We start from the raw sequence: 18950 nt of genomic DNA, 5'->3' as shown, positions 1-18950 counted from the left end.
GTTGTTAGATCAATCGGTGTGTGGAATGGCAAGAGTCGCTGGTTTGGTGACAATGACAATGTCAGGTCACAAAGCGAGCATATTGTGTGTTCTTTTCACCGGTTAGTGAGAAGAGAGGTCGAAGGACGAGGTTAAGTTGGTGAATGGTTCTCGAGTACGATTTTGACATTGTGGTCGTCGATCCGGGGGAAGGGGATTCAGATTCGGGCCCGGATGGTTTTTCGAAGAAACCAGTGCTGCGTGCGATGTTTCGCAGTGTGAAGACTGCGGATGCTCTGAGGGCGGCCTCTCCAAAAATTCGCAAGATTTTTCAGGATGCAGGCTTTGGTCTGGATGCAACCGGCAGCGATCTTGTGCACGGTCTATACCGGCCAAGGGATGAGGCTGAACGGGAGCGGATCCTACGCGCTCTGTTTGCCAATATTCGCAAGAGGGGCGTTCAGGGCGAATATTGCGGCGAGTTCGATTTCCGAAAGTTCCTTCGGGACATTAAAAACGCCCGTCCGCGCAATGGTCAGCGCCGTACAGTTGCGGACTGGACGCCAAACCCTCGGTACAAATCCCCTGCATCGCCCGAACGCCGTACCTTGCCGGGACGGATCGGCGTGGCGCTGGGGCTGGCCGTAATTCTGTTTGTTATTGTCAAATACCTGGCCGAGCGCGGCGCGACCCCTTAGGACAGTGTTACACCGGCGTCACGCATCGCGGCTTCAGCCGTCGCCAGTGAACCATCCAGATCAATAGCGCGGCAAACGTCCAACCGAACTGTGACCTCGAATCCCAGCCGGGCTGCGTCCACGGCCGAGAAGTGTACACAGAAGTCTGTTGCCAACCCTACCATCGTCAGTTTTCGTATGCCGCGCGTGTTCAGGTATCCTTCCAACCCTGTTGGGGTGGTCTTGTCGTTTTCGAAAAAGGCAGAATAGCTATCGATAGTTGGGCGGAACCCCTTGCGGATGATCAGGTCCGCATCTGTGCGCAGATTGGGGTGAAACATGGCGCCGTGCGTATCTTGCACGCAATGATCGGGCCATAGAACCTGCGGACCATAGGGCATTTCGGTCATGTCATAGGGGTTTTTCCCCGCATGAGAACTGGCGAAAGAAGAATGCCCGGCCGGGTGCCAGTCCTGCGTCAGGATCACGGCGTCGAAGTCGTCCATCATCGCGTTGATAGGGGCCACGATGTGGTCGCCTCCGGGCACGGCCAGTGCGCCGCCGGGGCAGAAATCGTTCTGGACGTCGATTACGATCAGGGCATGGGTCATCGCGATCTCCTTTTTGCTATCGGTAAGGGCGCGGGCAGGGGGCGTCAATCCGGTCCCTTGCGACTCTGCGCGCGTGAGGCTAGACCGCGCGCATGTATACCATCGCTGCTCTCTATCACTTCACCCGTTTCGCCGATCACGCCGCCTTGCGCGAACCCCTGTTGGACCTTTGCCGCGCGCAAGCGGTCAAAGGTACGCTGCTGCTGGCGCAAGAGGGCATCAACGGCACCATCGCTGGCCCCCGCGCCGGGATTAACGCTGTGCTGGCCCATATCAAGGCGCTGCCGGGTTGTGCCGATCTGGAGTGGAAAGAGGCCACCGCCGATCATCCGCCTTTTGGAAAGATGAAGGTGCGGCTGAAGAAAGAGATTGTGACTATGGGCCAGCCGGATGTCGATCCGCGTGCCCGCGTCGGCAATTACGTCGAGCCTGAGGAATGGAATGACCTGATCCGCTCGGACGATGTGGTGGTGATCGACACGCGCAACGATTACGAGGTGGCGATTGGTACGTTTGAGGGCGCAATAGACCCTGAAACAGCCAGTTTCCGCGAATTCCCGGCGTGGTGGGAAGAAAACAAGGAGCGCTTCCACAACAAGCGCGTGGCCATGTTCTGCACCGGCGGTATCCGCTGTGAGAAATCCACCAACTTCCTGCTGGGGCAAGGGGTCGAGGATGTCTATCACCTCAAGGGCGGTATCCTGCGTTACCTTGAGGAAATGCCCGCCGAGGACAGCACCTGGCAAGGTGAGTGCTTTGTGTTCGACAACCGCGTTTCTGTGGGGCATGGGCTGGTCGAGGGGCCTCATAACCTGTGCCACGGCTGCCGCCGCCCGATCCTGCCCGAGGATATGAAACGGCCCGAATACGAACACGGCGTTGCGTGCCACCAATGCGTGGATGAGACCTCGGAAGCGGACAAAATGCGCTTCCGCGAGCGGCAAAAGCAGATAGGTCTAGCACGTTCGCGCGGGCAGGAACATCTGGGCGCAGAATAAGCCAATTCCGGTTGCAGGCCCCGGTGCAAACCGGGATGATCACACGCAGACCCTGTGACCGGAGGCCCAATGTCCCGCAAACCCACCACTCTGGCGGAATGGAAATCAACCCTGTTGGCGGCGGGTGGCATGGTTGTTGCCAGTTTCGTCGCGTGGTTCGGCCTGTCCCGCCTGAGCGAAGCCACCGCAGGCGATACGATCGGAACCCTCGCCTCGGTCGGGTTGCTGCTGTGGATCGTGTCGCAGTCCTGGTTCTACATGACCCAAGTGAAATCGCCGCGTCGTGTGCTGTTCTTGATGGGCGTTTCCTTTATTCAGGTCGTCCCGTTCCTGTTCGCCGCCGTCTATGGTGCGTTCGGCTATAAAGACAACTGCGTGGTCGGTGCCAGCGGACCGGGGGACATCCTGTATTTCTCATATGTCACCTTCACCACCGTTGGATATGGCGACATGGCCCCGACCGGCCTGTGCCGCGCGTTGGCCGTGTCCGAAGCGGTGACAGGCTACATCCTGCTGGGCCTCTTCGTCGCCGCTGCCGTGGCACTTTATGCCCGAAATCACTCGGATTAGAGCCTATTTGTTGGTGTCAATCCACCGAGACATCATGTGCTTGTCGCGGAAACACTCAGACGGTATCGGCCTGCGTTTGGAACGCGAGATCCGTTCAGCAAAAGCGACCTGTTTGCCAGTGGGGTAATTGGCAAATGGCGACGGGTCATCCTGTTTATGCGCCGAAATCCACTGGGACATGGCCCTGCGGTCGCGTTGTGCCTCGACCGGGATTTCAAGCGCCGATTGCTGGGCAATCGCGCGCGCATAACGCATCTGCCGGTCTGTGACGGGCAGCATGTGATAATCGTTGCTGGGTGCGTCGTACCAGCTTTGACGGGCAGCGTTGGCCATAGCTCGAATACCTCCGTTCCACCTCAGACATCACGATGGAACAAATATAGAACATTTTAGGAACTTTTTCAAGATTTCCGCTGATCCACACGGTTTGCACCGCGTTTCAAACCAGCCTGTCCCGTCGCGTTTCGACCTGTTCGGCACGTATTTTCGTGCTTCCTGAGTTAATCAAAGAATCAGTGCGTTTCATTTCAAGACACAAACGCTCACGACATCGCGTGTTTGGTGTCACCAAGCAATGATCCGCCGGTGCGGTGTTTGTTTCCGGCGCTTTGATTGTCGTTACCGACATTTTGCGTCGGGAACAGAGCATCAGTAGCCTCTGACCTGTGGCTGACTTTCGTGCAAGCTCTGTAGGAGGTGCGCCAATGAAAACCCATGCTCAGGCCGTTGTCATCGGAGGGGGTCTGGTCGGCTGCTCGATCCTGTATCACCTGGCCAAGCTGGGCTGGACCGACGTGATCTTGCTGGAACGCGATGAGTTGACCAGTGGATCCACGTGGCACGCGGCGGCCAATATCCACGGGCTGCACGACAACAACAACATCACCCGTATCCAGCACTATACGATGAACCTGTATAAGCAGCTGGAGGCTGAAACCGGGCAGGGCTGTGGCGTGTTTCAATCCGGCTCGCTCTATTTGGCGCAGACCAAGGATCGCGAACACCAACTGCGCCTGCAAGAAGCCAAGGCGCGTTTCTACGGTCTTAACTTCCACGAGATCAGCCGCGAAAAGGCCATGGAACTGCACCCTCTGGCGCAATTCGATGATATCCGCTGTATCATGTTCGAACCCGATGGTGGCAATGTTGACCCCTCGGGCGTGACCCATGCCTATGCGGCCGGAGCACGCGCGATGGGTGCCAGTATTGAGCGGTTTTGCCCTGTGTTAGGCGCTGAACAGCAACCAGACGGATCATGGATCGTACGTACCGCAAAGGGTGATATACATACGCAATGGGTGGTGAATGCCGGCGGGCTGTGGGGGCGTGAGGTGGCCGCATTGGCGGGTATTGAACTGCCCCTGCAACCAACCGAACATCAGTATTTCGTCACCGAAGCGATTGATGAAGTCGCCGCGTTAGGCCGTCGCCTACCGTCCATCGCCGACCGGGATGGCGAGTACTACTTCCGGCAAGAAGGCAACGGTTTGCTGATCGGGGCCTATGAGAAAGACATGCGGTTTTGGGCCGAAAACGGCACGCCGCTGGATTTCGCCCATGATCTGTTCCCCGACGATTTGGATCGCATCATGGAGAACGTCATCCGCGCAACTGACCGTGTACCAGTAGCCGCGACCGCCGGTGTAAAGCGGGTGATCAATGGCCCGATGATCTGGTCGCCGGATTCGAACGCGATCTGGGGACCGGTGCCCGAGCTGCAGAACTATTTCTGTTGCACCGGAATCATCCCCGGATTTTCGCAATCGGGCGGGCTTGGCCTGCTGTCGGCGCAATGGATGATCGAGGGCGAGCCACAATACGACATGTTTGCCTGGGATCTGGCGCGGTTTGGCGACTGGGCCGACAAGGCCTTCACAAAAGCGCGGGTGCAGGACGTTTACACGCACCGCTTCGCTATTCACTTCCCGAACGAAGAACGCAGCGCGGGCCGCCCCGCCCGTGTGCGCCCAGCCTATCAGATGCAAAAGAACATGGGCTGTGTCTTTGGCCTGAACTGCGGGTGGGAGCACCCCCTCTGGTTCGCCGATCAGCCTGGTGTGATCGAGACTGCCGGCTTCACCCGCCAGAATTGGTGGGAACCGGTTGGCCGCGAGGTCCAGATGCTGCGGGACAATGTGGGTGTGATCGACATCTCGAACTTCGCCAACTACGTGATCAAGGGGTTGGGGGCGCACGATTGGCTGGATCGTCTTGTTGCCAACCGGGTACCGACCGAGGTTGGACGCTCCTGCCTGACGCCTCTGATCTCGGTGCGTGGTGGCGTGGCGGGCGACTTTACCATTACCAAAGTCGCAGATGACGAATACATGATGATCGGTTCAGGCATGGCCGAGCGGTACCACCAGCGGTTCTTCAACATGGTTGATCTGCCAGAAGGCACCAGTTTCGAGGTTGCCACAAACCGCATCGCTGGCTTCAACGTTGCCGGCCCCAGATCGCGCGATCTGTTGCAACGGCTGACGAATGCAGACCTGTCTAACGAGGGGTTCCGTTTCATGCGGTCTCGTCAAATCGAGGTGGCGGGCGTTCCGTGTTTAGCCATCCGTGTCAGCTTTACCGGGGATCTGGGATGGGAGCTGCACTGTGCCGAAAAGGATCAAGTTAGGCTCTATACTGCGCTTTTAGACGCTGCAAACGATCTTGGCGGAGGCCCTGTTGGTGGTCGCGCGCTGGGGTCTTTGCGCATCGAAAAAGGGTATGGGTCGTGGGGTCGCGAGTATTCACAGGAATATTGGCCGCACGAGGTCGGCCTGTCAGGATTGATCAAATTGGATAAGGACTTCCTGAACAAAAGCGCCTATCTCGCGATCAAGGACACTCCGCCCCGAGAAGTACTGTCGATCTTTGAGATTGATGCCAAGACAGCCGATGCGTCGGGGGGAGAGCCCATTTTCACGCCTGACGGGCGCCCGGTCGGGCGCGTCACATCGGGTGCTTATGGGTATTCCGTCGGCAAGTCGCTCGCCATTGGATATGTGAACCCCGAGGCTGCGCAACCCGGCGACAAGGTCGAGGTATTCATTCTGGGCACTCGACACAGCGCAACTGTCTTGGCAGAGCCTCCGTTCGATCCGTCCGGGCTTCGATTGCGCGGCGTCCATCAACCCGCTGCAGAGCCCGCCGAATGACCAATGCTTTCACCCGTGTTGCTGAGTTTACCTTGGACCGGCCAGCGGCGGATATGCCAGAGTCCGCCAAGGAAGCGGCTGCGCTGATGATGCTGGATACGATGGGTATCCTGATCGCGTCCGCCCAGATGGAGGCTGGTGGGATCGCGCGGGATACCGCAGCGCTGCTCTATGCCAGTTCCGATCCTGGTTTCAGCGCGCGGATGATGTTTGACGGGCGGACCGTAAGCCTGGCCGGCGCGGCCTATGCTGCTGCAACGCAGATTGACAATCTGGACGGCCATGACGGCTACAACCCTACCAAAGGGCATATCGGCGTGGTGGTTTTACCGGCTCTGGTCGCTCTGGCTGAGCATTGCCCGGACCTGACCGGCCCCGAAGCACTGGCAGCCGTCATCACAGGGTACGAGGTTGCCGGGCGTGCCGGTATGTCACTGCACGCATCTGTCAGTGATTATCACACATCGGGCGCCTGGAATGCGTTAGGCGTCGTGGCCATGGCATCCCGGTTGCGCCGCCATTCTCGCGAACAGATGCGACACGCCATGGGTATTGCCGAATATCACGGCCCGCGCAGTCAAATGATGCGCGAAATTGCGAACCCTACCATGTTGCATGATGGCTCGGGCTGGGGCGCATTGGTCGGGCTCTCTGCCGCCGTTCTGGCCGAACGCGGTTTTACGGGCGCTCCAGCGATCACAGTCGAGGCCGAGCCGGCCGCGCAGTACTGGGCTGACCTGGGCCAGTTCTGGCAAGTCGAGCATCAATACGTGAAGCCTTACCCTATCTGCAGATGGGCCCACGCTGCCATTGACGCGGTGCGAATGCTGATGCTGAACAATGCACTACCGGCGGATCAGATCAAAACGGTGCAAATCAACAGCTTTCATGAAGCCGCCCGTTTATTCGCAGGAATGCCCGATACGACGTCTCAGGCACAATACTCGCTGCCTTTTGCGGTGGCTGTTCAGGCTATTTACGGGCGGATCGGGGTCGAACACATTTCTGGCGCGGGTCTGTGCGATCCAAAAGTCGCCGCCTTCATCACCCGTATTGAGGTATCCGAGGATCAACGTCATTCCCTGCGGTTTCCCGAAGGACGTTGGGCGGATGTGCGTATTACTACAACTGACGGCCGTGTCTTGGCGTCGGGCGACGTTCACGCGCGAGGCGGGCCCGAAGATCCGTTCAGCCGCGCAGATGTGATCGCAAAGTTCAAAGACTTTGCCATGCCTGCGATCGGTGCCGAGCGCGCAGAAACCATCGTTGCCGCTATTTTGGGCTGGACGGGTGAGTCTTCACGGTTTTCCGATCTAAGCTCGCAACTTTTTGCACCTGCTTATAGAAAAGCACAGTAAATTTTAGAGACTCAAAGAGTTAGTCTTTCAACGTTTCAAGAAGCGTTGAGATATTTTCCCGTGTGTCCGCACTGTCCTGCAAAAGGCCCTCTGCATCTGCCAAGGGTTTTCCGGGGCGTCGTTCAGGCGAACTGGTGAGAGTCTGCGTCAAGTCGTTGACTGTTCCATATTTGGCTTCAAGCTCTTTGGTGATTGCGTCGGATTGACCAGCGAGCCAGAATAACCTGTTGGCTTCGTCATGGTCGTTAGCATCGCCCAAAAGTTGTCCCGCTTGTACGAAATCCCCGATGTCCTGCAAGGCCCGCGTCTTAAGAGCCAACGCGTCTTGGGATATGTCTCCCTCCAACTCCAGCAAAGCTTGATGTGGACGTCCCTGCAGTATCGATGAATGCGCCCTGAGCCTTGCTCTTTTGGACCTAAAAGACGTGTCCTGAGGCCGGTTCGCTAGCGCAAATGCCCGGCTGGCGAACCCAAGTTCTACCAACCGCTCTGCGACAGAGACAGCGGTTTCCGTGGTCAAAACCTTCGAGACATTGCCGGATAGGCCGATTGTATGGCGCAGAAATGTTATGTCATCGGACCGCTCAACCAGAATTTGCACAACGCGGTTAACGGCCCCCTCGTGGTCTTGCCCTTTGGGTACATGCAGTGCGGTGTCCATCGCCTGATCGAAATCATTACTTAGGCTTAGTGCAACCGCATGCGCACGCTGTAACATTGGATGCATCTCGGACTCGCGATACTCTATCTCAAAGGCCGCAGCCAAACCCAATTCCTTGGGCGAAACCGCACCGCGTTCAGACCAACGTTTTTCAATAAGGCGCGCCAACGAAAGGGGCGCTTCGGAACCCGCATCTTCCGCTTCGATTGCTTCTTTCAGACGGAGCTCTGTTTCTTGACCGTCGCCTTCCGCCTTAGCTATCGCTGCTTTAGCTATGGACGTATCGGCGCTGCTGGCGTTCTCAACCCGATCAACGGATCGAAGCACCCGTCTTGCGGCTTCCAATTGGCCGCCTTCCACCATAATTTCCGACAGTCTGGGGCCAATTTGCTTGCGCAAATGATCAGGTAGACGAGCAAATGCATGTTCGATTGACGGCAGTTGCGCATCTTTTGCTAGTACGTCTTCCGACAATACAGACCAAAAGGCTGCGTCACTGTCGCATCGCTGTTGCCCCTGAAACGGGTTCGGCTTATCCACCGAGCGTTCGTCAAGAATCTGGGCGATTGTTGCAATCATTTGCCGTTCGCTTTCGTCAGGCGTCGCAAGGTCCAACACGGCGAGCGCCTCAACGCCAAACCCGTGATAGGCATAGAGCCTTGCAAGCCCTAACGCGCGTGCGCGATCGACGCGGTCAAATTCATGAAACAGAGCGGCGCGGGCGCTTGCCACTTGTTTCGAGAACGGTCGCAGGTCAGACCAGGTGTCAAACCCAATCTCGGCATTGGTAATGCAGGACGGCTGACGTTCAAGTTCAATGAGATCTGGGCCAAGCAGATCGTTCAATTCGTCAAGAATTGAGGTGACGTTGATATTCGCCTCCAGATCTGAAGGCAGAAGAGGCGCGTTTTGGAATCCGGTTGATCTTGGGCCAGCAGGAGTAAGGTTCAGATCGACGATAGAACGATCTGCACCTTGCAGCAGTTTTGTGGATAGCTGATTTTCAAATTGCCGCGCGTTCAAATTAAGCAAGGGAAGCGCCACCACCTCGGTTTTCTGGACTGTCTCAAGCGGGTTTTCCTGCACAGCCGCTTTGGGGAGCAAAGGCGGTGGGATATCTTCGCTGAGCGGTGGAAGGGAGGCAGCGGGCGCAATGTCCACCACGATCATCGTGTCTTTGTAAAGAAACGAGGACGCCACACAGTCGCAACCAAATTGCAACTCTAGCGCATCCCCCGGTTTCTTTTGTGATAATGCCGACAGGCGGTTTTGCGTTAAACGACGGAACACAGACCCAGTTTCGAAGGTCACGTCATCGAGTGCCACGTTGAGGCGGGCACCATTTTTCGTTTGAGCCAGAATCCAGCCGGTATCTGGCGGGATCTGTACAACCAATCGGGTATAACCGTCATGTTCACCCGTCCGGACGGTCAATTCCTCGGCGGAAACGGCTTGAGCCGCCCCAAGCAAGATGGCCGCTATGCCCCAGGACTTTTTCATGCGGCTGCCTGCTTAAGCTCTTTCAGCGCCTCTTCAAGTTCCGAGAAGCCGGGGCGGTTATGCGTCGGTGTATTCTGTCGGCCAACCTCGATACACATCGCAGCATTATGGTTGTGTAAATTGGCGACCAGAACTTCTTTGATCAATTGGTAGAAATGGTTGTCCTCTTCAACCACGGCCTTCAGCTTGCCAGCGAAAGGTCCGACCAAACCATAAGCCAGAAAAACCCCTAGAAACGTACCGACCAGAGCACCACCGATCAACTTACCCAATACCTCGGGTGGTTGGTCAATCGAACCCATTGTCTTGATAACACCCAGAACGGCAGCAACGATACCCAACGCGGGCAGGCCATCGGCCACCGTTTGCAAAGCATGGCTGGAATGCATGGCGTGATGGAAATTCGCCTCCATCCGCTTTTCCAGAACTTCCTCGACCTGATGCGGATCGTCGTAATTCATCGACGCGGATCGCATTGTGTCGCAAATCAGATCAACGGCTTCCTTATCCGACTGGATCTTGGGATAGGCGGAAAAAAGAGACGAATTCTCTGGATCTTCAATGTGCTGTTCGACCTCGACCGGGTTCGCCTTGGCAATACGGATCATCGAAAACAGAAGACAAAGCAGATCGCGATAGTCTTCGGGTTTCCACTTGGGACCTTTGAAAACCTTGCCCATATCCTTGATGGTGTGTTTCACGGCGCTCATGTCGTTGCTGATCAAAAAGGCGCCCACGGCCGCGCCTCCGATCATCATCATCTCGAATGGCAATGACTTAAGGATGATCGTCATTTTGCCGCCCGCAGCCAAATAGCCGCCGAACACCATGGCGAAAATGACGACGATTCCGATTATTCCGATCATGTGGGCTCTCCGACGAAGTCAAATGCGGGATTAAAGGACATAGAGTTTATTCCTGAGGGGCGGCAGCATTTCGCCCCGCCATGATGACGCTGATTGTATAGGCCACCTCGGGGCTGAGCCCGGCAAGGACGCCGGCAGCCGCGTCCGGCGGCATGCGTGACAAAAAACCTGCTGCGAAACCCGGATCCATTGTCTCAAACAAGGCTGCTGCGTCTTTCGGTTTCATGCTTTGGTACACATCGGTCAGCCGCGTCAGATCGGTCTCTGCTGCTTTTTGGGCATAGGACAACGTTTCCCGAAGGCTCGTTTCGGCGTCCTGTAACGCAACAAGGCGTGTCTCGATCGCCTGATCAGCGATAGCGAGGGCTCTTTCCTTTTCCAAAATCGCCGCCTCACGCTCTTTTAATGCTTGTTCGCGGCGCAACAAAGCAGTCAGCAATTCTCGGGTTTTGGGATGGTCGTCCATCACCGGCTTCGCGGCAGTGACCGACGGCTCAGCGGCCTTGGCCAAGGCAGGTCCGGCTTCAAGTCCCACGCGGATTGCTGCAGACCCGACCATCAACAACGAGATCACTGTAAGAACGCCGCCTTTGGGCCGATTTGAAGCCTTGCGAGTCATGCCGTTCCCTCACCGATTTTGCGCGTATGTCGCATAAACATGAGACCCATCGCGCGTTTGGGCTCGGGCTTTTCTGTCAGCTCGGTCGTGGATTCGGGTTCTGTTGGAACCTCGTCCTTCGGTAAAAAAGCGGTTTCGGTCGCCCCTGCTGAAACTGTTTCTTCAACCTCGTCTTTTTCTGGAATGACGTCGTGCATCGACGCCATCATCAACTCTAGCTGCTGGGCCACAGATTCCGCCCTGAGAGTTAGCGATTTGAGTTCATCACCGGCCTGATCTGACGTCGCACGGGCCGAATCCAGTGATTTCTTGAGTTCGTCTGCCTGCGAAGACAAAACGGCCACCGCCCCGCCAACACCTTTTTCAAGATCCGTGAAACGCCTGAGGCGGCGCGATAGAACAAAACAATACAGGCCTGCACCAAGAGCGCCGGCAACCAGAAAAATATCTGCGATCAATTCCAATTTCGCCTCCTAGTTCAGTACGAATTCCATCACGAGAACATCGCGCACGCGGTCTTCTCCGACGACGATCGCGATTCGACGCAGCAGATGGCCGCGTATGCGCATCAGCGCCAGGGAATCTTCCAGATCCCCAACTTGAACGGCACGCAAATATCCATTCAGGACGTCCATGATTCGCGGCTTCATTTTTTCAACGTCGCTCAGGTGTTCTGGGTTCACCTCAAGCTGCGCATGAAACTTCAGGTGCCGCGAATCGCCCGACTTGATCGAAACGATGACCGGTGACAGATCGACAAAAACCACGTCGGGCAGGGCCTTGAGAGGTTTTTCCATACCTTCTTTCATGGGTGCGTCAGCGGTTGGTTTCGGGCCAAAGGGCAACATTCCCGACGTGGTCAGGTAGTATCCGCCAGCTGCCCCGGCCACGGCTAGAATCGCACCGATAATAAAACCACTTTTCCCTGATTTTTCAGGCTCTTCTGCCTGTCCTGCAGTCGCGTCGGTCATGACGTCCTCATTCATCCATTCCGCAACTGTCATAACCCGGCAGGGACTAACCGATTGTTAAGGGCAATCGTTCAAACAAGGGATGTGCCGGGCAGAATGCCGGCGAGTCGGAGGTGAGCGTGCAGCAGATCGGAACTGTCTGGGCAAGTTTGGACAGGCGTAAACAAATCATCGTTGCCGGTGCAGTCGTGCTGGTGTTTCTTGGGGTTCTAACGATGTCGCGACTGGTAGGCGCGCCGTCGATGACCTTGCTTTATGCCGGGCTGGAAAGTGGCGCAGCTGGCGACATCGTACGGTCGCTGGACCAGCGTGGCGTGCCGTATGAGATTCGCGGCGGCTCGATCTATGTACCGGGTTCGCAGCGTGACGAGCTGCGTATGACCCTGGCCAGTGAAGGGCTGCCTGCGAACGGAAACAGGGGATACGAGCTGCTGGATTCGCTGAGCGGCTTTGGCACGACGTCCCAGATGTTCGACGCTGCGTACTGGCGCGCGAAAGAGGGGGAATTGGCACGTACCATTGTCGGTGGCCCGCACATCAGTCAGGCACGGGTTCATATCGCGAACGGATCCTCGAATCCGTTCCAACGCAGCGTCGCTCCGACGGCATCGGTCTATCTGGTATCCTCAGGCGCCGACATTACTTCGGATCAGGCCAAGGCAATCCGCTTTCTTGTGTCGTCCGCTGTCAGTGGCTTGGCGCCGGAAAACGTCGCGGTGGTCGACTCGAATGGTGCGGTCATTGGTGCGCAAGACAATCCTGTGGCGGGCGATACGGCCGACGACAAAGCCCAACAGCTGCGCGAGCGTGTTCTGCGCCTGGTTGAAGCCCGCGTCGGGATCGGAAACGCCGTGGTCGAAGTCAGCGTGGACACCGTCACCAAAACCGAATCGATCCGTGAGCGTCGATTTGACCCTAATGGCCGTGTCGCAATCAGTACCGATGTCGAAGAACGATCGGATAGTGCCCGTAACCAATCTGCAGATGTGACCGTTGCATCGAACTTGCCGGATGGGGACGGGGCCGGTGGCGATGAATCGAATTCGAATGCAACCCAAACACGCGAGCGGGTGAACTACGAGGTTTCGGAAACCGAGCTGGAGGTCCACAACGCGCCAGGAGCCATCAAACGTCTGACGGTCGCTGTTCTGGTAAACGGTACGACATCGTCAGACGCAAATGGCGTCGAGAGCTTTGTGCCCATGCCGGAAGTCGAGATGGAAGCACTGAAAGAGCTTGTCGCTTCGGCTGTTGGCTTCGATGCCGAGCGTGGTGATGTCATTACACTGAAGTCCATGAATTTGCCAGTGGTTGAACCGCAGGGAACTGTGGCTTCGTCCTCGATTTGGGGGAGTATCCATCTTGATGCGATGTCGTTGATCCAGATGGCCATTCTGGCAGCGGTTTCGCTGATCCTTGCCCTGTTTGTCATTCGACCCATTCTGATGAAACCGGCCGCCGCGCCTGCCTTGTTGCCGGCAGGTTCCGCGACAGAACCCGAAGCATATCTGACCGGAGAGATCGCGACCGATGAAGCTGGCCAATACCAGTCGCTGCCTGGACAGGCTCCGGCAGGTGATGTTCCGACCCTCGCCAACGCGCCCGGCGCCGATCCTGTGGACCGGTTGCGAACGATGATCGGCGACAAGCAGGAAGAGACCGTGGAAATCCTGCGCAGCTGGCTTGAAGAAGGTGAGGAGCGTGCTTGATGTCGATAGCCCATCTTCTTGAAGATTTCACTCTGCAAGCCGGTGGAGGACAGCTCCACCTGTTGGATGAAGACGCCCTTGAAGAACAGCGGTTGGCCTCGTTCGAACAAGGCTACAGCGCAGGTTGGGAAGACGCTCTGCAAGCGCAAGAGCAAAGCCGCAAGCAAGTCTCAGCCGAGCTGGCCAAGTCGTTGGAGGACATGTCCTTCACCTATCATGAAGCCGTGACGCGTATGACTTTGTCGCTGGAGCCCATGTTCAACAGCCTTGTGAACGCGGTTCTGCCCGACACACTGGATCGCGGGTTCGCCGCACGGTTGGTCGAACAGCTCAGCGAGATGGCACAGGAACAGATCAGACAACCGATGCAAGTGTTTGTTCCCAAGGGGCGCGCGGTTGAGGTTCAGAAGATGATCCCACCCAGCCTGTCAACGGCGGCGAATGTGATCGAAGATCCCTCGCTCGAAGCCGGACAGGCAAGGCTGCAGGTCGGCGTGGCCCAGCGTGAAGTTGATACTGATGGGCTGCTGGCATCGGTCGCCGGGGCGTTCGACGCGTATGTATTTGAGGCAAAAGAGGCAATGAGCAATGAGTGATCCCCAAACCCCAAAACCAGAGAAAGCCAATCCGTTCGAGTCTGTTCCGATCGAAGTCACCGTATCGGTGGGGCGCGCCCGACCTTTGATCCGCGACCTGTTGAACATGGGTGAGAATGCGGTGCTGACGCTGGATAAACGTATCGAGGACCCGGTCGACCTCTATGTCGGCGACCAGCTTGTTGCACGGGGTCTTCTGGAAGAGTTGGAAGGGGATCAGCCGGGCCAACTTGCCGTACGCCTGACCGAGATTGCTGACCTGCAGAACGGGATCGGCTGATGCGCGTATTGCCGTGGCTTATCGTTGCGCTGATAGGGATGACTCCGTCCTTTGCCATGGCGCAGGAGCTATCTTTGTCGCTGGGCGATGGGGGCTCGATCTCGGCTCGGACGGTCCAGTTGATCCTGTTGATCACCGTTCTCAGCCTGGCACCCGGATTGGCGATCATGATCACCTGCTTCCCGTTTCTGATCACGGTACTGGCAATTCTGCGGCAAGGGATCGGGTTGCAACAATCGCCCCCCAACATGCTGATCGTCAGCCTGGCTTTGTTTCTGACCTATTTCATAATGGAGCCCGTCTTTACCGAAGCCTGGACCACTGGCATCCGCCCCATGGTCAATGAAACGATGGAGGTTGAGCCCGCTTTGGAACGGGCGTTGCAGCCATTTCGCGCCTTCATGGCGGCACGGCTGGACCCCGATACATTTCACGCAATGGCTGCGCTACGACCAGAAGGCATTACAGTCGATGTGTCACCGGATGCGCCGTTGTCGATCCTGATGCCATCTTTCATGCTGTCCGAGATCGCGCGCGCTTTTCAGATCGGCTTTCTCATCTTTCTGCCGTTCCTGATCATCGACCTTGTCGTTGCGGCGGTGCTGATGTCGATGGGTATGATGATGGTACCGCCGGCCACGGTCTCACTTCCGTTCAAGCTGGCGTTTTTTGTAATTGCGGACGGATGGTCGTTGATCGCAAGCGCCTTGGTCCGAAGTTACATGGCCTGACAGATCAGTGCCGTGTAATCGTCAATCGGGCGCGCAACCCCTGATCTCCGGCCTCGAACCGCAGCGCGCCGCCATGCTGTTCCGCGACCGTCGCGGCAATGGTCAGACCCAGGCCGAACCCGTCTGACGACCCTGTATTGGTTCCACGCTGGAAAGGGGCCATCAGAGCTTCGATATCCTGAACCGACAGATCGGTACCCTTGTCCTCGACCGTGATCGTGGCAGAATGCGCGTCGGTTTCAAGCTGGACCTCGGCATGGCGGCCGTATTTCAGCGCGTTGTCGATCAGGTTGGTCAAGGCGCGTTTCAGCGAAATCGGTCTGGCGGTGACCAGCATGCGCCGCGCTTCCTGCAAGGTGCCGTGCCCGCGCCGGGACATGAAAACGGATGGCGCACCTTCAACCGCAACAGGATCAATGTTCTGCAAGGTCACGGGGCGATCCATATCCTGGTAGTCGTCGACAACCGACTCGACCAGGGATGTCAGTGAAATCTGACGAGGCTCTTCGACACTCAGTTCGGAGCGCGTGTATGTCAGGACACTTTCGATCATGCCTGTCATCTGATCCACATCCGCTTCGAGCTTTTCACGCAGTTCATCATCCGCGATGAGCGCAGCGCGCAATCGGACTCGGGTTGCGGGGGTTCCCAGATCATGGCTGACGCCCGAAAGGACAGTGGCACGTTGTTCCAACTGAGCGCGCTCGGCATCGAGATGGGCGTTTACGGCAGACACGATGTCCCGCAGCTCGGTCGGGCCATCCGCGTCGTAACTGTCGGGGCCTCCGCGCCTCCGACGGTCGCGCAGGGCATGGGCAAACCGGGTGAACGTATCGGACACGTTGCCGACCGAGGTCAGGATCACCGCCAGCGCTACGATTGCCAGCAATATCGCAGGCAGGCGCAGATCGGTCGGCGCGGCATCACAGCCCCAGATGTCGGTGCCATCCACACGGTACCACGACCCGCGCCCGAATTGCGCAATCAGGATCGGTTCGCTGCAATAGGTAGCCAGCAACCGGGTCAGGTTGCCCATCTTTTCAGGCCCGGTCTGATCACTGCGCGAGACGATGTCCGACACCGGATAGACCAGACGATCGGACAGGATCGCCAGCGTCAATTCACGCCCGTTGAGCGGTGCTGAACTGTCCGTCAGGATCGACAGATTGGTCAGGAACCGACGGCCCGAAGACCCAGGCAATTGTTGGAACTCTCCCATATCGGCCAGGGCAGCATCTGCCGGTGACAAGGGCGAAATGGACAGCGGGGCAGCCGGGGCCATTCCGGTGCGCAGGTCTTCGTAAACGCTAAACCCTGCGACGAAGGATTGCGTCAGGAACTGATTCCAGGCGCGGGCCGAAGCAAACCAGAGGCCGGCCGAGACCAGCCCGGTTGCGAAGGCAGAGATCACCCAAAGCCAGCCTAAATTGCGCAGGCGCAGTGTCATTCCTCTTGCACCGCCACGTCAGCGGCAAAAACATAGCCGACGCCGCGTTCGGTGCGCAGCATCTGCGGGTCCTTCGGGTTGACTTCGATCTTTGACCGCAACCGCCCGACCAGCATGTCGATGGCGCGGCCCTGTGCCTCGGGTTTGTCAGTGCCGCCGGTGACATCCAGCGCGGCGACGATCTCATCCCGTGTCAGGGGGATATGCGGATTGGCCAGCAAAACCTTGAGCAACGCCGTCTCACGTTGTGACAGCGCCACCAAATAGCCCTCGGGCGAATGCACCTCATCGCGTTTGCCATCATAGAGCCAGCCGTCAAAGCGGAAGCTGTGGATGCGGCGGCGGTAGGCCAGTGACGATGACCGCCGCGCCCGTTGCATCACCGCCCGCACGCGGGCCAGCAGAAGCTGAGGGTTGAAGGGTTTGGCGATATAGTCATCGGCTCCGACCTCATACCCCGCCATGCGCTGATGGTCGGCTGAGAGGGCCGAGACCAGAATGATCGGCACATCCTGTTCGGCGCGCAGGCGGGCGCAGATCTCGACGCCGTTTTCATCGCCCAGCATCACGTCCAGCAGGATCAGGTCGATGCGGCCGGTGTTCAGGTGGCTGCGGATTTCATTTTCAGAACTGGCGGGCAGGGCGATGAACCCGTTCTGCTGCAGGAACTGGGTCATCATCGCCCGCATCTCGGGGTCGTCATCCACCACCAAAAGTCGCGGGATACTCACGCAGTTTGTCCTCCCAGTCACTGTTCCTCCGATATCGTCAATTGTAACGAACGGAAACAGATTCAATGTCAACGTAACACGCGGTAACAGAAGCGGTGAAAAATTGGGCTGATGCACGGGTTTGGCGCGGATTCCAAGTTGCCAGACAGCCCGTGCGCCCCAGTATGGCCGACATCGCTGCTGCGGCAGCCTCTTAGGTTCTCAGGGAGGAGACAAGAAATGAAGCGTTTTGCATTTGCCACCGTATCGACGCTGGCTGTTGTGGCCGGATCGTCGGTGTTGGCGGGCCCCCAGGCAGAAGTTCTGCATTGGTGGACCTCGGGGGGCGAGGCCAAGTCGGTTGCCGTCCTGCAAGAGGAATTCGCGGCCAATGGTGGCAGCTGGACCGATATGCCCGTGGCTGGCGGTGGCGGTGATGCCGCGATGACCGCGCTGCGCGCCCGGGTTCTGTCGGGCAACGCGCCGACGGCCGTTCAGTTGAAAGGCCCGGCCATTCAGGAATGGTATGAAGAAGGCGTTCTGGCCGATATCTCATCCGTGGCCGAGGCCGAAGGCTGGGCCGATGTTCTGCCCGCTTCGATCGCGGGTCATATGAAATGCGAGGGCACGTGGTGCGCCGCGCCGGTGAACGTGCACCGCGTTGACTGGATCTGGGCCAACGCAGACGTTCTGGCCGCAAATGGCATCGAGATGCCGACCACGTGGGACGAATTCAACGCCGCCGCGGACAAGTTGCAAGCCGCAGGTGTGATCCCGCTGGCCCATGGCGGTCAGGCATGGCAGGACGCGACCGTGTTTGAAACCGTGGTTCTGGGCATTGGTGGGCCTGAGTTCTTCCAGAAAGCGCTGGTCGATCTGGACCCTGAGGCGCTGACCTCGGACACGATGGTGCAGGTGTTTGACCAGATGCGCACCCTGCGTGGCTATGTGGACGAGAACTTCTCAGGCCGTGACTGGAACCTTGCCACCGCGATGGTCATGAACGGCGAAGCGGCGTTCCAGATCATGGGCGACTGGGCCAAGGGTGAGTTCCTGGCGGCAGGCAAGAAGCCCGGTGAGGACTTCCTGTGTGCCTCGACCCCCGGTGATGGCTATCTGTACAATGTCGACAGCTTTGCCATGTTCGACGTGGACGGAGATGACAAGAAAGCCGGTCAGGACCTGTTGGCCAAGCTGATCGTCGCGCCGAATTTCCAGAAAGTGTTCAACCTGAACAAAGGCTCGATCCCTGCACGCACCGACGTAGCATTGGATGACTTTGACATCTGCGCCAACTTGTCGGCCGAAGATATGGGTTCGACCTCGGACGCCGGTTCACTGCTGCCGTCTTATGCCCACGGCATGGCGCTGCGCGGGTCGCAGTCTGGTGCGATCACGGATGTTGTGACCGCGCATTTCAACTCGGATATGTCGTCGGCTGACGCGGTTCAGCAATTGGCGGCGGCAGTGGCCAACAGCTACTGATCCAAATCGCTCTGCCCCCTATACTGACGGGGC

General features: G+C 57.8%; 19 protein-coding genes. 10 read left to right on the top strand and 9 right to left on the bottom strand.

Features of this window, described 5'->3' with window-relative positions:
- Positions 1–143 precede the first annotated feature (143 nt).
- On the top strand, positions 144–677 hold the full coding sequence (locus J7380_RS10805) for a hypothetical protein (RefSeq protein WP_209195754.1): 534 nt from the start codon (positions 144–146) through the stop codon (positions 675–677).
- Here J7380_RS10805 and pncA read toward each other — a convergent pair.
- On the bottom strand, positions 674–1267 hold the full coding sequence (gene pncA, locus J7380_RS10800; protein ID WP_209195753.1) for a bifunctional nicotinamidase/pyrazinamidase: 594 nt from the start codon (positions 1265–1267) through the stop codon (positions 674–676). The two genes, J7380_RS10805 and pncA, sit on opposite strands and share 4 nt — an antisense overlap.
- A 92-nt stretch (positions 1268–1359) precedes the next feature.
- Here pncA and J7380_RS10795 point away from each other — a divergent pair, with 92 nt between their 5' ends.
- Both J7380_RS10795 and J7380_RS10790 read left to right on the top strand, forming a co-directional pair.
- Positions 1360–2265 (top strand): rhodanese-related sulfurtransferase, encoded by a 906-nt coding sequence (locus J7380_RS10795; protein ID WP_209195752.1) that lies wholly within the window; start codon positions 1360–1362, stop codon positions 2263–2265.
- Positions 2266–2334: 69 nt separating this feature from the next.
- The gene (locus J7380_RS10790; protein ID WP_209195751.1) at positions 2335–2835 is read left to right on the top strand and encodes a potassium channel family protein; all 501 of its coding nucleotides are present in this window, start codon (positions 2335–2337) and stop codon (positions 2833–2835) included.
- Positions 2836–2838: 3 nt separating this feature from the next.
- Here J7380_RS10790 and J7380_RS10785 read toward each other — a convergent pair whose 3' ends face one another.
- Positions 2839–3168, bottom strand: coding sequence for a hypothetical protein (locus J7380_RS10785; RefSeq protein WP_170755199.1), 330 nt, complete (start codon positions 3166–3168; stop codon positions 2839–2841).
- 371 nt (positions 3169–3539) lie between these two features.
- Between J7380_RS10785 and J7380_RS10780 the strand changes: the two genes are divergently transcribed.
- Both J7380_RS10780 and J7380_RS10775 read left to right on the top strand, forming a co-directional pair.
- On the top strand, positions 3540–5984 hold the full coding sequence (locus J7380_RS10780; RefSeq protein WP_209195750.1) for an FAD-dependent oxidoreductase: 2445 nt from the start codon (positions 3540–3542) through the stop codon (positions 5982–5984).
- Complete coding sequence (locus tag J7380_RS10775; protein WP_209195749.1) at positions 5981–7342, top strand: MmgE/PrpD family protein; 1362 nt, start codon at positions 5981–5983, stop codon at positions 7340–7342. Before J7380_RS10780 ends, J7380_RS10775 begins: the two co-directional genes overlap by 4 nt.
- 19 nt (positions 7343–7361) lie before the next feature.
- Here the strand turns inward: J7380_RS10775 and J7380_RS10770 are convergent, their stop codons facing one another.
- Genes J7380_RS10770 through J7380_RS10750 form a run of 5 tightly spaced genes read right to left on the bottom strand, consistent with a single transcriptional unit; the run spans position 7362 to position 11959 of the window.
- Positions 7362–9503, bottom strand: a complete 2142-nt coding sequence (locus J7380_RS10770) for a hypothetical protein (RefSeq protein WP_209195748.1) — start codon at positions 9501–9503, stop codon at positions 7362–7364.
- On the bottom strand, positions 9500–10369 hold the full coding sequence (motA, locus tag J7380_RS10765) for a flagellar motor stator protein MotA (RefSeq protein ID WP_209195747.1): 870 nt from the start codon (positions 10367–10369) through the stop codon (positions 9500–9502). Before motA ends, J7380_RS10770 begins: the two co-directional genes overlap by 4 nt.
- 46 nt (positions 10370–10415) lie before the next feature.
- On the bottom strand, positions 10416–10988 hold the full coding sequence (locus J7380_RS10760) for a hypothetical protein (protein WP_209195746.1): 573 nt from the start codon (positions 10986–10988) through the stop codon (positions 10416–10418).
- Complete coding sequence (locus J7380_RS10755) at positions 10985–11452, bottom strand: hypothetical protein (protein WP_209195745.1); 468 nt, start codon at positions 11450–11452, stop codon at positions 10985–10987. Before J7380_RS10755 ends, J7380_RS10760 begins: the two co-directional genes overlap by 4 nt.
- Positions 11453–11461: 9 nt before the next feature.
- Positions 11462–11959 carry a flagellar basal body-associated FliL family protein gene (locus J7380_RS10750; RefSeq protein ID WP_209195744.1) on the bottom strand — a complete coding sequence of 166 codons (498 nt, stop codon included), beginning with the start codon at positions 11957–11959 and terminating at the stop codon, positions 11462–11464.
- A gap of 119 nt (positions 11960–12078) precedes the next feature.
- Between J7380_RS10750 and fliF the strand changes: the two genes are divergently transcribed.
- Genes fliF through fliP form a run of 4 tightly spaced genes read left to right on the top strand, consistent with a single transcriptional unit; the run spans position 12079 to position 15275 of the window.
- Complete coding sequence (gene fliF / locus J7380_RS10745; RefSeq protein ID WP_209195743.1) at positions 12079–13668, top strand: flagellar basal-body MS-ring/collar protein FliF; 1590 nt, start codon at positions 12079–12081, stop codon at positions 13666–13668.
- On the top strand, positions 13668–14264 hold the full coding sequence (locus J7380_RS10740; protein WP_209195742.1) for an ABC transporter ATP-binding protein: 597 nt from the start codon (positions 13668–13670) through the stop codon (positions 14262–14264). Before fliF ends, J7380_RS10740 begins: the two co-directional genes overlap by 1 nt.
- Positions 14257–14544 carry a FliM/FliN family flagellar motor C-terminal domain-containing protein gene (locus J7380_RS10735; RefSeq protein ID WP_170355916.1) on the top strand — a complete coding sequence of 96 codons (288 nt, stop codon included), beginning with the start codon at positions 14257–14259 and terminating at the stop codon, positions 14542–14544. The genes J7380_RS10740 and J7380_RS10735 overlap by 8 nt, the downstream gene beginning before the upstream one ends.
- Positions 14544–15275, top strand: a complete 732-nt coding sequence (fliP, locus tag J7380_RS10730; protein ID WP_209195741.1) for a flagellar type III secretion system pore protein FliP — start codon at positions 14544–14546, stop codon at positions 15273–15275. The genes J7380_RS10735 and fliP overlap by 1 nt, the downstream gene beginning before the upstream one ends.
- Before the next feature lie 4 nt (positions 15276–15279).
- Here the strand turns inward: fliP and J7380_RS10725 are convergent, their stop codons facing one another.
- Entirely contained in the window at positions 15280–16722 is a 1443-nt protein-coding gene (locus tag J7380_RS10725) for an ATP-binding protein (RefSeq protein WP_209195740.1), read from the bottom strand.
- On the bottom strand, positions 16719–17453 hold the full coding sequence (locus J7380_RS10720) for a response regulator transcription factor (protein WP_209195739.1): 735 nt from the start codon (positions 17451–17453) through the stop codon (positions 16719–16721). The genes J7380_RS10725 and J7380_RS10720 overlap by 4 nt, the downstream gene beginning before the upstream one ends.
- 219 nt (positions 17454–17672) lie before the next feature.
- Between J7380_RS10720 and J7380_RS10715 the strand changes: the two genes are divergently transcribed.
- Positions 17673–18917, top strand: coding sequence for an ABC transporter substrate-binding protein (locus J7380_RS10715; RefSeq protein ID WP_209195738.1), 1245 nt, complete (start codon positions 17673–17675; stop codon positions 18915–18917).
- The last annotated feature ends 33 nt before the right edge of the window (positions 18918–18950 follow it).

The organism is Ruegeria sp. R8_1 (assembly GCF_017743815.1).
GTDB classification, from domain to species: domain Bacteria; phylum Pseudomonadota; class Alphaproteobacteria; order Rhodobacterales; family Rhodobacteraceae; genus Ruegeria; species Ruegeria lacuscaerulensis_A.
Note: the sequence above shows the minus strand (reverse complement) of the source record. Positions and strands in the feature narration are given on the sequence as shown.

Coding starts and splice junctions, on each gene's coding strand:
- J7380_RS10790 (WP_209195751.1), top strand. CDS start 2,335: ATGTCCCGCAAACCCACCACTCTGGCGGAATGGAAATCAACCCTGTTG.
- J7380_RS10735 (WP_170355916.1), top strand. CDS start 14,257: ATGAGTGATCCCCAAACCCCAAAACCAGAGAAAGCCAATCCGTTCGAG.
- J7380_RS10770 (WP_209195748.1), bottom strand. CDS start 9,503: ATGAAAAAGTCCTGGGGCATAGCGGCCATCTTGCTTGGGGCGGCTCAA.
- J7380_RS10750 (WP_209195744.1), bottom strand. CDS start 11,959: ATGACCGACGCGACTGCAGGACAGGCAGAAGAGCCTGAAAAATCAGGG.
- J7380_RS10775 (WP_209195749.1), top strand. CDS start 5,981: ATGACCAATGCTTTCACCCGTGTTGCTGAGTTTACCTTGGACCGGCCA.
- J7380_RS10795 (WP_209195752.1), top strand. CDS start 1,360: ATGTATACCATCGCTGCTCTCTATCACTTCACCCGTTTCGCCGATCAC.
- pncA (WP_209195753.1), bottom strand. CDS start 1,267: ATGACCCATGCCCTGATCGTAATCGACGTCCAGAACGATTTCTGCCCC.
- J7380_RS10740 (WP_209195742.1), top strand. CDS start 13,668: ATGTCGATAGCCCATCTTCTTGAAGATTTCACTCTGCAAGCCGGTGGA.
- J7380_RS10780 (WP_209195750.1), top strand. CDS start 3,540: ATGAAAACCCATGCTCAGGCCGTTGTCATCGGAGGGGGTCTGGTCGGC.
- J7380_RS10760 (WP_209195746.1), bottom strand. CDS start 10,988: ATGACTCGCAAGGCTTCAAATCGGCCCAAAGGCGGCGTTCTTACAGTG.
- J7380_RS10805 (WP_209195754.1), top strand. CDS start 144: ATGGTTCTCGAGTACGATTTTGACATTGTGGTCGTCGATCCGGGGGAA.
- J7380_RS10715 (WP_209195738.1), top strand. CDS start 17,673: ATGAAGCGTTTTGCATTTGCCACCGTATCGACGCTGGCTGTTGTGGCC.
- motA (WP_209195747.1), bottom strand. CDS start 10,369: ATGATCGGAATAATCGGAATCGTCGTCATTTTCGCCATGGTGTTCGGC.
- J7380_RS10725 (WP_209195740.1), bottom strand. CDS start 16,722: ATGACACTGCGCCTGCGCAATTTAGGCTGGCTTTGGGTGATCTCTGCC.
- fliP (WP_209195741.1), top strand. CDS start 14,544: ATGCGCGTATTGCCGTGGCTTATCGTTGCGCTGATAGGGATGACTCCG.
- J7380_RS10785 (WP_170755199.1), bottom strand. CDS start 3,168: ATGGCCAACGCTGCCCGTCAAAGCTGGTACGACGCACCCAGCAACGAT.